This window comes from Lelliottia nimipressuralis (assembly GCF_004115925.1).
In the GTDB taxonomy this organism is placed as follows: Bacteria; Pseudomonadota; Gammaproteobacteria; order Enterobacterales; family Enterobacteriaceae; genus Enterobacter; species Enterobacter nimipressuralis.
The window spans coordinates 52,195-65,173 of sequence record NZ_SDDX01000002.1; the positions used below are offsets into that span (position 1 = coordinate 52,195).

At 56.1% G+C, this 12,979-nt stretch carries 12 protein-coding genes; 6 read left to right on the top strand and 6 right to left on the bottom strand.

What is annotated here, in order from left to right; all coding sequences use genetic code 11:
* Positions 1 to 2 precede the first annotated feature (2 nt).
* Both ahpF and ahpC read right to left on the bottom strand, forming a co-directional pair.
* Positions 3 to 1,568, bottom strand: a complete 1,566-nt coding sequence (gene ahpF / locus ETG88_RS02710; RefSeq protein WP_100777246.1) for an alkyl hydroperoxide reductase subunit F — start codon at positions 1,566 to 1,568, stop codon at positions 3 to 5.
* 217 nt (positions 1,569 to 1,785) lie between these two features.
* Complete coding sequence (gene ahpC / locus ETG88_RS02715) at positions 1,786 to 2,349, bottom strand: alkyl hydroperoxide reductase subunit C (RefSeq protein WP_100777247.1); 564 nt, start codon at positions 2,347 to 2,349, stop codon at positions 1,786 to 1,788.
* Positions 2,350 to 3,050: 701 nt separating this feature from the next.
* On the opposite strand from ahpC, the gene ETG88_RS02720 reads away from it, so the two are divergent.
* Together ETG88_RS02720 and ETG88_RS02725 are read left to right on the top strand one after the other, a co-directional pair.
* On the top strand, positions 3,051 to 4,274 hold the full coding sequence (locus ETG88_RS02720; RefSeq protein ID WP_129034487.1) for a phosphoadenosine phosphosulfate reductase: 1,224 nt from the start codon (positions 3,051 to 3,053) through the stop codon (positions 4,272 to 4,274).
* Positions 4,259 to 4,885, top strand: coding sequence for an IbrB-like domain-containing protein (locus ETG88_RS02725; protein ID WP_129034488.1), 627 nt, complete (start codon positions 4,259 to 4,261; stop codon positions 4,883 to 4,885). Before ETG88_RS02720 ends, ETG88_RS02725 begins: the two co-directional genes overlap by 16 nt.
* On the opposite strand, the gene ETG88_RS02730 is transcribed toward ETG88_RS02725, so the two are convergent.
* Positions 4,886 to 6,046 (bottom strand): pyridoxal phosphate-dependent aminotransferase, encoded by a 1,161-nt coding sequence (locus ETG88_RS02730; RefSeq protein ID WP_129034489.1) that lies wholly within the window; start codon positions 6,044 to 6,046, stop codon positions 4,886 to 4,888.
* Positions 6,047 to 6,167: 121 nt separating this feature from the next.
* Between ETG88_RS02730 and ETG88_RS02735 the strand changes: the two genes are divergently transcribed.
* The 3 genes from ETG88_RS02735 to ETG88_RS02745 are packed head-to-tail and all read left to right on the top strand — an operon-like array spanning position 6,168 to position 8,007.
* Entirely contained in the window at positions 6,168 to 6,782 is a 615-nt protein-coding gene (locus ETG88_RS02735; protein ID WP_129034490.1) for a methylthioribulose 1-phosphate dehydratase, read from the top strand.
* The gene (mtnC, locus tag ETG88_RS02740) at positions 6,779 to 7,468 is read left to right on the top strand and encodes an acireductone synthase (RefSeq protein WP_102104197.1); all 690 of its coding nucleotides are present in this window, start codon (positions 6,779 to 6,781) and stop codon (positions 7,466 to 7,468) included. Before ETG88_RS02735 ends, mtnC begins: the two co-directional genes overlap by 4 nt.
* A complete protein-coding gene (locus ETG88_RS02745) occupies positions 7,465 to 8,007 on the top strand; it encodes a 1,2-dihydroxy-3-keto-5-methylthiopentene dioxygenase (RefSeq protein WP_129034491.1) in 543 nt (180 codons plus the stop codon). Before mtnC ends, ETG88_RS02745 begins: the two co-directional genes overlap by 4 nt.
* 190 nt (positions 8,008 to 8,197) lie before the next feature.
* On the opposite strand, the gene mtnA is transcribed toward ETG88_RS02745, so the two are convergent.
* Positions 8,198 to 9,214: an S-methyl-5-thioribose-1-phosphate isomerase gene (mtnA, locus tag ETG88_RS02750; protein ID WP_129034492.1), complete on the bottom strand. Its 1,017-nt coding sequence runs from the start codon at positions 9,212 to 9,214 to the stop codon at positions 8,198 to 8,200.
* A 105-nt stretch (positions 9,215 to 9,319) separates the two neighbouring features.
* On the opposite strand from mtnA, the gene mtnK reads away from it, so the two are divergent.
* A complete protein-coding gene (gene mtnK / locus ETG88_RS02755; RefSeq protein ID WP_100777255.1) occupies positions 9,320 to 10,519 on the top strand; it encodes an S-methyl-5-thioribose kinase in 1,200 nt (399 codons plus the stop codon).
* A 49-nt stretch (positions 10,520 to 10,568) separates the two neighbouring features.
* Here the strand turns inward: mtnK and ETG88_RS02760 are convergent, their stop codons facing one another.
* Together ETG88_RS02760 and ETG88_RS02765 are read right to left on the bottom strand one after the other, a co-directional pair.
* Positions 10,569 to 11,813, bottom strand: coding sequence for an LVIVD repeat-containing protein (locus tag ETG88_RS02760; protein ID WP_129034493.1), 1,245 nt, complete (start codon positions 11,811 to 11,813; stop codon positions 10,569 to 10,571).
* 84 nt (positions 11,814 to 11,897) lie between these two features.
* Positions 11,898 to 12,962: a sugar ABC transporter substrate-binding protein gene (locus ETG88_RS02765; protein WP_100777257.1), complete on the bottom strand. Its 1,065-nt coding sequence runs from the start codon at positions 12,960 to 12,962 to the stop codon at positions 11,898 to 11,900.
* Positions 12,963 to 12,979: the final 17 nt, after the last annotated feature.

Consider the following 12,979-nt stretch of genomic DNA (forward strand, 5'->3'; position numbering starts at 1 on the left):
TATTATGCTGTTTTGGTGCGAATCAGATAATCAAACGAGCTTAATGACGCTTTAGCCCCTTCGCCGGTGGCGATGATAATCTGTTTGTACGGCACCGTCGTGCAGTCGCCCGCCGCAAAGACACCCTTCACGCTGGTTTCACACTTGGCGTCGATGATGATTTCGCCCATACGGTTACGCTCAACGGAGCCTTCCAGCCAGGTGGTGTTTGGCAACAGACCAATCTGGACGAAAATCCCTGACAGCGGCACGCTGTGCACATCGCCGCTGACGCGGTCGCGATACTCAAGGCCGGTCACTTTGCTGCCGTCGCCTTTCACTTCCGTCGTCTGCGCGTTCAGCACGATATCGACGTTCTTCAGGCTGCGCACTTTATCCTGCAGCACCTGATCGGCTTTCATTTCCGGGGCAAATTCCAGCAGGGTAACGTGTTCCACAATACCCGCCAGATCGATAGCCGCTTCAACGCCGGAGTTACCGCCGCCAATCACCGCCACGCGTTTACCTTTAAACAGCGGGCCGTCGCAGTGTGGGCAGTAGGTCACGCCTTTGGTGCGATACTGATCTTCACCAGGAACGTTCATGTTGCGCCATTTCGCGCCGGTGGCGATGATCACGCTGCGCGCTTTCAGCACCGCGCCGGAAGCCGTTTCAATCTGGTGTAAGCCACCTTCCTGCGCTGCCGGAACCAGTTTGCTGGCACTTTGGCTATCAATCACATCCACTTCATAATCGCTAACGTGCGCTTTCAGGGCACCCGCCAGCTTTTGACCTTCGGTTTTCGGGACCGAGATGTAGTTTTCGATGTCGACAGTGTCGAGGACCTGGCCACCGAAACGCTCACCCATCAGGCCGGTACGAATGCCTTTACGGGCAGAATAGACCGCCGCCGCCGCACCCGCCGGGCCGGAGCCGACAATCAGCACGTCGTAAACATCGCGTTTATTCAGCTCTTCCGCCGCACGTTTTTCGGCACCGGTATCAATTTTGGCGACGATTTCCGTCAGCGTCATACGCCCCTGACCAAACTCCTGACCATTGACGAATACCGCCGGAACACCCATCACGTTGCGATCGGTGATTTCGTTCTGGAACACGCCGCCGTCGATGGCCGTATGTTTGATGCGTGGGTTAAGCACCGCCATAAGGTTCAGCGCCTGCACCACGTCCGGGCAGTTATGGCACGAGAGCGAGTAATAGGTTTCAAATTCAAAATCGCCATCGATGTTGCTGATTTGCTCCAGCAGAGACTGTGCCTCTTTCGACGGATGCCCGCCGGTCCACAGCAGCGCCAGTACCAGGGAGGTAAATTCGTGCCCCAGCGGAGAACCTGCAAAGCGCGGCCCTTTGTCAGAACCTGGGTTAGTAATCAGGAATGACGGTTTGCGTACCGCGAGGCTGTTATCTTCTTTAAAGGTCACTTTTGGTGACAGTTCGGCGATTTCCGCCAGCAGTTCCTTGATTTCTGCCGATTTAGCGCCGTCATCCAGCGTGGCAATCAGCTCAACAGGTTTGGTCAGTTTCTCAAGGTAGGCCTTGAGCTGGGTTTTCATGTTGGTGTCGAGCATCGTTAATCTCCTGCTTTACGTTTCCTCATGTAAACCGCCTCTTAGCTGGCGGCCTTCGCGCCCCGGTCACTTATTCCTGGGATTCGCTTAGCGCCGCCGCGATGCGACTTACATGAGATAACGTAAAAATTTCAAAAAAGCGGGTGCCACAATGCACCCGCCAATCGTCGTCAATTTCCTTTGGATTTCGCGCCTGAGCGTGAAAAAGAGGGAAATTTTAGATTTTGCCAACCAGGTCCAGAGATGGAGCCAGCGTCGCTTCGCCTTCTTTCCATTTAGCCGGGCACACTTCACCTGGGTGAGACGCCACGTACTGTGCTGCTTTGATTTTACGCAGCAGGTCAGATGCATCACGGCCGATACCTTCAGCGGTAACTTCGATAGCCTGGATAATGCCCTGCGGGTCAACGACGAAGGTGGCGCGGTCAGCCAGGCCTTCATCTTCACGCATGTTGTCGAAGTTACGGGTCAGGGCGCCAGTCGGGTCGCCGATCATCGCGTATTTGATTTTCGCGATGGTTTCAGAGCTGCCATGCCATGCTTTGTGAGTGAAGTGGGTGTCGGTAGAAACAGAGTAAACGTCCACGCCCAGTTTCTGCAGTTCGTCGTAATGATCCGCTACGTCGCCCAGTTCGGTCGGGCAAACGAAGGTGAAATCTGCCGGATAGAAGAAGAACACGCTCCAGCGACCTTCGGTATCTTTCTCGGTCACTTCGACGAATTCACCGTTTTTGAACGCCTGGTTTTTGAAAGGTTTAATTTTAGTGTTAATCAAAGACATCTGTACTTCCTCCGTGTTTTCGTTGAGATGTAAGGTAACGAACTTTGACTGATGGGGCTAATGCGTTTGCCGTATCAAATCAATCAGTCATACCTTACAACCCGAACCGACAACGTTGTGAATGGTGTTGGGTAGCCCAAAAGTAAAAAGGCCGCCCCAACGGGCGGCCCTGATACCTGAATTCCCCGTAGGTACCTTCAGTGCCAGCCGGAGCTGGCGTTGCGTTGCGCTCTACAGAACCTGAGTCAGGTCGTAACAGCGGTATCGATTACACCACCCGCGCAGGCATTGAGCAATCCACGACCGGGTCATTCCTGTCTATGGCTGTGATAGGTTTTTCCGAATAACGATGTTGACGGCCCTTCTCCCCACTATTCTTGCGAGGAATAAAATTGCGCTTGATGCTAAATTTACCCATTGAAAAATACAAAATAATTATTAACACACCGCAATTCATGCAGTCCAATTATTATTAATAGCCAGAAACATTTTCATGGATGTATTTTATTTAATGCATATTGTGAAACATAACATTTCAGTCAGCACAAAACCGAGTGTTATCACAAAACACCAAGGCACTATCCAATCAAATTTTATTTAAGGACAACTTTCTTTTTACATGCAGGGGAATTGCTTTATTATCACCACGTCATTCCCGACGAAGTAATGATATGGCAAAAAAAGTCATAAAGAGATTGATTATGTCCATCTATAAATATCCTCTTAAACTGAATGTTCTCGACGCCGCAATAGAGAGAATCGACTGGACGCTCGAAAACTTATCGAAAGTCTGCGTCTCTTTTTCCGGTGGAAAAGATTCCACCATTATGTTGCATCTTACGGCGCAGCGGGCGCGTAAACAGAAACGGAAAATTAGCGTTCTGTTTATCGACTGGGAGGCGCAATTTACTTACACCATCGAACATGTCGAGAACATGCGGGCGCACTATTCCGACGTCATCGATCACTTTTACTGGGTGGCATTGCCTCTCACCACGCAAAACTCCCTGTCACAATTCCAGCCTGAGTGGCAGTGCTGGGAGCCGGGCACCGACTGGGTCCGCCAGCCGCCGGAAGACGCCATTACCGATCCCTACTATTTCGATTTCTATCAGCAAGGGATGACCTTCGAATCGTTCGTCAGAGCCTTTTCCGACTGGTATGCGCAAAAACGCCCTGCCGCGGTGCTGATCGGCATTCGCGCCGACGAGTCCTATAACCGCTTTCTGAGTATCGCCAGCGCGCGCAAACAGCGGTTCGCGGACGACAAACCCTGGACCACCTTTGCCCCCGGCGGCCACGCCTGGTATATGTATCCCATCTACGACTGGAAAACCGCCGATATCTGGACCTGGTTCGCCAAAACCGGCTGCAGCTATAACCCTCTGTACAATCTGATGTACCAGGCGGGCGTCCCCCTTCGCTATATGCGCATTTGCGAACCCTTTGGCCCGGAGCAGCGCCAGGGCTTATGGCTCTACCATGTGCTGGAGCCGGAGCGCTGGGCGGCGATGTGCGAGCGGGTCAGCGGGGTGCGAAGCGGAGGCATTTACGCGGGTCATGACAACCATTTTTACGGCCATCGTAAAATTCTCAAACCCGATCATCTTTGCTGGCAGGAATATGCCTTGTTATTACTCGACAGTATGCCTGTCGCCACGGCAGAACATTATCGCAACAAAGTCGCCGTCTATTTGCACTGGTATCAAAAACAGGGCATGGAAAATATACCGGACACTCAGGACGCGGATATTGGCTCAAAAGACATTCCCTCCTGGCGGCGAATTTGTAAGGTACTTCTTAATAATGATTATTGGTGCCGGGCGTTATCATTTAGCCCAAATAAACCTAAGCATTACCAGCGCTACAGTGACCGAATGAAAACCAAACGCCAGCAGTGGGGAATTTTATGCAACAACGATTAATTAACGATATGGAGCACTATCTGCAATCGCTTTCTGAAGAGAAGAAAATAGAGGCCATCAACGCGTTTCGTCAGGCGATTCACCAGGTCAGCCCCTTTCACGAACAGCCCGTCGACTGCGTACTGTGGATTAAACAAGAAGAGATCAGCGCTAACGATTACAACCCCAATACCGTGGCCCCGCCGGAAAAACGCTTGCTCAGCAAATCGCTGGAGCTGGATGGGTTCACACAGCCGATCCTGGTCACTGAAAACGGCCCGCATAATTACGAGATCGTGGACGGATTCCATCGGCGTGAGCTTGGCAGCCACCGGGCGGCGTTAAAACGACAGTTGAAGGGCTATCTGCCCGTCACCTGCCTGCGTAAAGAACGGCAGGAGAAGTTCGACCGGATGGCCGCCACCATTCGTCACAACCGTGCGCGCGGGCGCCATCAAATCCACTCAATGTCGGAGATTGTCCGGGAACTGGTGTTGCTCGGCTGGGACGATGAGAAAATCGGGCTGGAGCTTGGGATGGACAGCGACGAAGTGCTGCGCCTGAAACAGATCAACGGCCTGCTGGAACTGTTCGCAGACCGTCGTTATTCAGACGCCTGGACCGTTAAATAATCACAGCGCGATCAGGCGCTCGGCCGCCGCTAACAGCGTCGATTCCTGCTTCGCAAAACAGAGACGAATCAGTTTATGCGGGAAGGGATCGGCGCAAAATACCGACAGCGGTATCGCAGCGACGCCCGCCTCTTTGGTCAGCCACTGGCAAAAACTGACGTCGTCCAGATCGGAAATCGCGCTGTAATCCGCCAGCAGAAAGTAAGTCCCTTCGCATGGCAGAATTTCCAGCCGGCTGTTGCTCAGCGCATTCACAAACCGATCCCGTCGCGCGCGATAAAATGCCGGTAATTCACGATAGTGCTCCGGTTCGGCGCGCAGCATATCCGCCAGCGCCAGCTGCGCAGGGGTGTTTACGGCAAACGTCAGATACTGATGCACTTTACGTAACTCGGCGCTGATCGCCGCAGGCGCGACGCAATAGCCCACTTTCCAGCCGGTCATGTGATAGGTTTTACCAAACGATGACACCGCGATGGCGCGTTCGCGAAGCTGCGGATGGGCGAGCACGCTGGCGTGCCCCTCGTCTGCAAAACAGATGTGCTCGTAGACTTCGTCGCTCAGCACATAGATTTCATGTTCAGCAATCGCCTGCCACAGCGCCGCGAAATCCGCTTTGCGCCAGACGGTCGCCGACGGGTTGTGCGGCGTATTAAGGATAACCAGACGGGTATTCTCACTCAGCAGCGCGGCGAAAGCCTGCCAGTCGGGGCGAAAATGCGGCGGCTGAAGCGCAACACGTTTGACCACGCCGCCGGAGAGTTCAATGGCTGGCGCATAGCTGTCGTAGCTCGGATCGAAGCAAATCACCTCATCACCGGTACGCACCAGCGCGGTAATCGCCGCATACAGCGCCTCTGTCGCCCCCGCCGTCACCGTCACTTCACTGTTGGCATCCGGCTTGTAGCCATAGAGTTCAGCCGTTTTATCGGCAATCGCTTCCCGCAGCGGCTGCGCGCCCGTCATCGGCGCATACTGATTGGCCCCTTGCGCCACGTGGTGCGCCAGGCGCTCCTGCAGATAGGTCGGGCCGTCAAAGTCAGGGAATCCCTGCGAAAGGTTGATGGCGTTATGCGCCTGGGCCAGCGCGCTCATCTGCGTAAAGATGGTGGTACCGAGATTGGGAAGTTTGCTTTGCGGAATCAAGGGGTTATTGCTCATTGTGTCGTGCCTGCATGTAATACTTATGTTGCTGCCACTATAACACGATGTTAGTCTTTGGCAATCAAGACGCTTAGACGTCTAAATCATATAATTATTCCTGCCGAGAGGGTAAAGGAAAATGACAGACCACCTGCAACTCACACAACTCGTCGACGCCTGCCGCTGGATTGGTGCCAAAGGCTGGGCCCCCGCGACGGGCGGGAACATGTCCGTGCGACAGGACGACACGCTGTGCTGGCTGAGCGAATCTGGCAAAAACAAGGGCAGCCTGACAACGGATGATTTCCTGCAAGTGGAGATCGCCACCAACCGCGCGCCGTCCGGGCGCAAACCGTCGGCGGAAACGGGCTTGCACACGCTGATTTATCGCCTGTTTCCGCAGGCCAACGCGGTGCTGCACGTGCATACGGTCAATGCCACCGTGCTGTCGCGCCTGACTAAAACGGCCGAGCTGCGCATCAGCGGTTTTGAGATGCAAAAATCCCTCAGCGGGCAGACCACCCATCTGGATACCCTCGTTATTCCGGTGTTTGACAACGACCAGGATATTGACGCCCTCGCCTCGCGAATCGCCCATTACGCACAGGAAACCCCACTTAATTATGGTTTTCTTCTGCGCGGTCATGGCTTAACCTGCTGGGGACGCGATGTGGCCGAAGCCCGCCGTCACCTTGAAGGCCTTGAATTCTTATTTGAATGCGAAATGCGTTTACGACAACTGGAGAGATTATGATTCGCGCGATTGTGACGGATATTGAAGGGACCACCAGCGATATTCGTTTTGTCCACAATGTGCTATTCCCCTATGCGCGCGAGCGGCTGGCGGCGTTTGTCACCGCCCAGCAGTACGCCGAACCGGTGAAATCCATTCTGGACAATCTGCGTGATGAAATCGCCAGCCCCCACGCCAGCATCAGCGAACTTATCGACACCCTGTTTACGTTTATGGATGAAGACAGGAAATCCACCGCCCTGAAGGCCCTGCAAGGGATCATCTGGCAGGACGGATACGTCAACGGCGATTTTACGGGCCATCTCTACCCGGACGTTTTGCCTGCGCTGGAAAAATGGAAAGCGCAAGGCATTGATCTCTATGTTTATTCCTCTGGCTCTGTCGCAGCGCAGAAACTGTTATTTGGCTACAGCGACGAAGGTGATATTACTCATCTGTTCAGCGGTTATTTCGATACCCACGTGGGCGCGAAACGTGATGTGCAGTCCTACACCACCATTGCCGCGCAGATCGGCGCCGCCCCGTCGCAAATCCTGTTCCTCTCGGACATTCACCAGGAGCTGGACGCCGCTGAGCAGGCAGGTTTTCGTACCCTGCAACTGATTCGCGGTGATGACGATGGCGCGAGCCACCACCATCAGGTACACCAATTCGACGAGATTAATCCGGAGCAGATCCCTTCATGAGCGCTTTGACCATTTATTCCGACACCGATACCCGCGCCCCACTGTGGCACAGCACCGATGCCCGTGATATCGCTGAAAAGCTCAACGCCCACGGTGTGCGTTTTGAACGCTGGGAAGCCGACCGCGATTTAGGCCGCGATCCCGCACCGGAAACGGTGATTAATGCGTATCAGCACGCGATCGATAAACTGGTGGCGGAGAAAGGCTATCAGAGCTGGGATGTCATCAGCCTGCGCGCGGATAACCCGCAGAAAGAGGCGCTGCGCGCGAAGTTTCTCAACGAGCATACTCACGGCGAAGATGAAGTGCGTTTCTTTGTCGAGGGTGCCGGGCTGTTTTGTCTGCACATCGAAGACCAGGTGTACCAGGTGCTGTGCGAGAAAAATGACCTCATCTCCGTACCCGCCGGCACGCCGCACTGGTTTGATATGGGTTCCGAACCCAACTTCACCGCGATCCGCATTTTCGATAATCCGGAAGGATGGATTGCGCAGTTCACGGGAAGTGAGATCGCGGATGGCTATCCGCGACTGGCTTAAGCGCTTTGCCGGGCGGCGCGAACGCTGACCCGGCTTGTTCAGCGGTAGATGCCTTCAGCGCTTCAGTCCGTTCGCATCAACAACCAGCCGATCCAGCATGACGCCCCATCCTTCACCCGTTCGAGCGTTAAAGCAGAATCACGCGTCACGTTCGGTCCTCCCAAGGGGATGCCCTAAAGGATAACCGCACTCAGGCGAAAACCCCTTTTGCCACCGCTTCCGGCCACACCACGCCCGTATCCAGCACCCACCCGCTGATCAGCGCCGCAGGCGTTACGTCAAACGCCGGGTTGTAGACTTTCGCCTCTTCCGGTGCCCACTGCACCGCGCCAAAACTCCCGGCAACACCCGTTACTTCGCTGGCCGCGCGCTGCTCAATAGGGATGGCATCACCGTTCGGACAGTTCGGGTCCAGCGTGGTTTGCGGTGCTGCGACATAAAAGGGAATGCCGTGGAATTTCGCCAGTACCGCCAGAGAATAAGTGCCGATTTTGTTCGCCACATCGCCGTTGGCGGCAATGCGATCCGCCCCGACCCACACTGCGTCCACCTGCCCTTTCGCCATCAGGCTGGCGGCCATAGAGTCGGTGATCAGCTGATACGGCACGCCCAATTCGCCCAGTTCCCAGGCGGTGAGTCTGCCGCCCTGCAACAGCGGGCGCGTTTCATCCACCCAGACACTGGCGATTTTTCCCTGCTGATGAGCAACCGCAATCACCCCCAGCGCCGTACCAACGCCCGCAGTCGCCAGCCCACCGGTATTGCAGTGGGTCAGCAGACGGCTTCCAGGCTTCACCAGTTCGCTTCCGGCGCGAGCGATAGCGTCGCAAAGCTGCTTGTCCTCATCGATCAGACGCAGGGCCTCAGCGCTCAGCGCAGGGACAAAATCCTCCTGCCACAGCGCCTGCTTCATGCGATCGAGATTGTTCATCAGGTTCACGGCTGTTGGGCGTGACGCCCGCAGAGTGTCGAGGGCCAACGCCAGCTCGTCTCGGCTTTTCCCTGCCTCGGCCAGCAGCGCCAGCAAAAGGCTCGCAGACAGCCCAATCAGCGGCGCGCCGCGCACTCTGAGCGCGTGAATGTGGCCGACCAGCGCCTCTACCGTGGAGGCATCCAGCCAGCGTTTCTCCTGCGGAAGCGCCTGTTGGTCGAGAATAAATAGCTGATTACCCGCCACCCGCAGGCTTGTCGTCTGTAATGTCTGCATGTCGTTAATTCTCTGTTGCGTTGTTGTATCACATTGTGTCAGGATAAAATTCAGATGTATAGACGTCTAAATGTCTTTATTACCAGAACTGATGAGGAACAGGCAATGTCGCAATACCGTACCTTTACCGCCCAGGATGCCGTGGAATATGCAAAGCAGTTCGGCGGCCTTGATGACCCATCATCGCTGGTGGAGGCGCAGGAAGTGGGCGACGGCAACCTCAATCTGGTGTTTAAAATTTTCGATGCCGACGGCGTCAGCCGTATCATCGTCAAGCAGGCGCTGCCTTACGTGCGCTGCGTGGGTGAGTCCTGGCCACTCACGCTGGATCGCGCCCGCCTCGAAGCGCAAACCCTGGTCGAGCACTACCAGCACAGCCCGCAACACACGGTCAAAATCCACCATTACGACCCGGAGCTGGCGGTGATGGTGATGGAAGATCTCTCCAGCCATAAAATCTGGCGCGGCGAGCTGATTAGCGGCGTCTGGTACCCGCAGGCTTCGCGTCAGCTGGGGGAATATCTCGCTCACACCCTGTTCCACACCAGCGATTTTTACCTCCATCCGCACGTCAAAAAGGCGCAGGTGGCGAAGTACATCAACCCGGAAATGTGTGAGATCACCGAGGATCTGTTCTTTAACGATCCGTATCAGATCCACGAGCGCAATAACTATCCGGCGGCGCTGGAAGCGGACGTGGCCGCCCTGCGCAGTGACGATCGGCTGAAAATTGCCGTCGCCTCGCTCAAGCACCGTTTCTTCTCGCAGGCCGAAGCGCTGCTGCACGGCGATATTCACAGCGGCTCGATCTTTGTCGCAGAGGGCAGCCTGAAGGCGATTGACGCCGAGTTCGGCTATTACGGCCCGATCGGTTTTGATATCGGCACCGCCATCGGCAATCTGCTGCTGAACTTCTGCGGTCTGCCGGGCCATCTGGGTATTCGCGATGCCGCCGCCGCCCGCGAGCAGCGCCTGACGGATATTCAGGAGCTATGGAACACCTTCGCGGAACGTTTCCAGGCGCTGGCACGTGAAAAAACCCGCGATGCGGCCCTGAGCGTGCCGGGCTATGCGTCAGAATTTCTGAAAAAGGTCTGGACCGATGCCATCGGTTTTTGCGGCACCGAGCTGATTCGCCGAAGCGTTGGGCTGTCGCACGTGGCGGATATCGACACGATTGCTGACGAAGCGATGCGCCACGAGTGCCTGCGCCACGCCATTACGCTCGGCAGAGCGTTGATTGTGATTGCCGACCGAATCGACAGCGCCGAAGAACTCGTGGCGCGTGTTCGCCAGTACAGCTGATTCCGTAACTCTTGCCGGGTGGCGATATCGCCTGCCCGGCCTGTCACACTTATCCCAGATACTCAATCACCGACAGCCCGCCGTTGTAATCCGTGCTGTAGATAATCCCCTGCGCATCCACAAACACGTCGCATGACTGAATCACCTGCGGGCGATGAGGGCGCGTGTCCATCATCTTCTCCGGCGCGGCCGGAACCAGCGCGCCGGTTTCCACCGGGCGGTACGGATTCGAAATGTCGTACGCGCGCACGCCTGCATTCTGGTAGGTGGCGAATATCAGCGTCGAACTGATAAAACTCCCGGGCCGGTTTTCATGCAGGTTGTGCGGCCCGAAGTGCGCCCCTTTCGCCACGTAATCTGTCTCTTCCGGCTGCGGGAAGGTCGAGATACTGACCGGGTTCGACGGCTCGCGGATATCAAACAGCCAGATCAGCTTTTCACCGTCCTCCTGGTTATCGAGCACCGCTTCGTCCAGCACCACCAGCAGGTCCCTATCGGGCAGCGGCAGCGCGGTGTGCGTTCCACCGCCAAACGGCGGGCTCCAGTTACGATGGCTAATCAGCTTCGGCTGGGTTCTGTCCTTCACATCCAGCAGGGTCAGCCCGCCGTCGCGCCAGCTGCCGTAGGCGGTATCGCCCGCGATGATCGCATGATGCAGCGCGTAGCGTTTGCCCTCCGGCCAGCCCGGTTGTTCGCCTGCCGCCTGATTCATCCCCGGCAGCCACCAGCGGCCTGCCACTTCCGGTTTGCGCGGGTCGGCAAGATCGATAGTCAGGAAAATGTAGTCGGTAAAGCCGTCAATCAGCGCCGAGACATACGCCCAGCGCCCGCCGACGTACCAGATGCGGTGAATGCCGATCCCGTCGAGTGACAAGAAGCTGATTTCACGCGGTTTGTCCGGCGTGGAGATATCAAAAATTCGCAGCCCTGCGCTCCAGCCTTTGTCCTGCACGTCGCTGACGGTGTGCCCTACCTGGCGGGTGTAGTAGACCTTTTCATCAGCGAAACGGGCGTCGGCAAACAGATCGCGGGCGTTGATGACCAGTAACAGATCGTCATGGGCCTGGAGATGCACATTCCAGGTGCCGGGCGGCGCAGGGACGTAGCCCGCCGCTTTGGGATTTTTCGGGTCACGTACGTCGACGATGGAAAAGCCCTGCGACACCATATGCCCGATGTAGGCAAAGCCGCGATGGACCATCAGCTGAACGCCGTCCGGGCGACCGCCCTGATCGCTGTGACCGATGAGCCGCATATTGCGGCTGTATTCCGGTGTAGGTAATTGAGAGGACATATCCGTTCCTTTTGCCGGATGGCGGCTACGCCTTCTCCGGCCTACAGAACGTAGGCCCGGTTAGCGCAGCGCCACCGGGCAATATTATTTGCTCTTCGCTTCCAGGGTCGCAAACCACGGCGCGACGAAATCTTCGGTCTGGCCCCAGCCCGGAATGATTTTCCCAAGTGATGCCACATTGACCGCACCCGGCTGGGCCGCCAGCAGCGCCTGCGGAATTGCCGCTGCTTTAAAGTCGTAGGTGGCTGGCGTGGTTTCACCTGCGATTTTATTGGCGATCAGGCGCACGTTAGTGGCACCAATCAGTTTTGGATCAACCGCCACGCTCACTTTCCACGGGCTGCCGGATTCACGCATCAGCTGCAGATCCTGGTTCGAAATATCGATGCTGTAGAGTTTGATCTCGGTGCGACCATTCTCTTTCAGCGCTTTGTAAGCACCCTGGCTGAAGGCATCCCAGGTTCCCCAGATCGCATCGATTTGGCCTTTCGGGTACTTCGCCAACACCGCGCCCACTTTGTTCGCCGTATCGCCCTGCACGTCAGAGGACACCGCGCCGATCGACTCCAGCTCTTTGATGCCCGGATACTCTTTTTGCAGCGCCTGGTACGCCGCCTGACGGCGCTCCATCGGCGGGAAACCCGCGACCCACAGCTTGATAATATTGGCTTTGCCGTTGAAATCTTTCGCCAGTTGGCCGAAGGAGAGATTCGTCAGGGAGGCATCATCCTGCTGGGTGACGGTCACGCCCGGAATCTCACCGTTGACGGCCGTATCAAACACCGCCACTTTGATCCCGGCATCCACGGCCTTTTTCACCAGCGCCGTGGAGTAGGGATCGCGGCCCTGGGAGAGAATAATCCCGTCATATTTCTGGCTGATGGCCTGGTTGACGAAATCCTGGAATTTGGCGTCATCGCCGTTGCTTAAAAAGGTGCTGACTTTAAAGCCGAGCTTTTTCCCTTCCTGAATCGCGCCCGAGACAAACTGCGTGGTGTTGTCGTCGGAGCCAAGGTTGCGGATCACCGCGATACGAATCGGTCCGTCATGATTTGCAATCGCCGCCGGAACGGGTGCTGGGGTGGCCGCGTAACCCGGTAACGCGGTCAGTAACCCCAGCGCCACCAAAGAGAGTGCTATTTTCTTCATTCTGTTATCCCATTGTG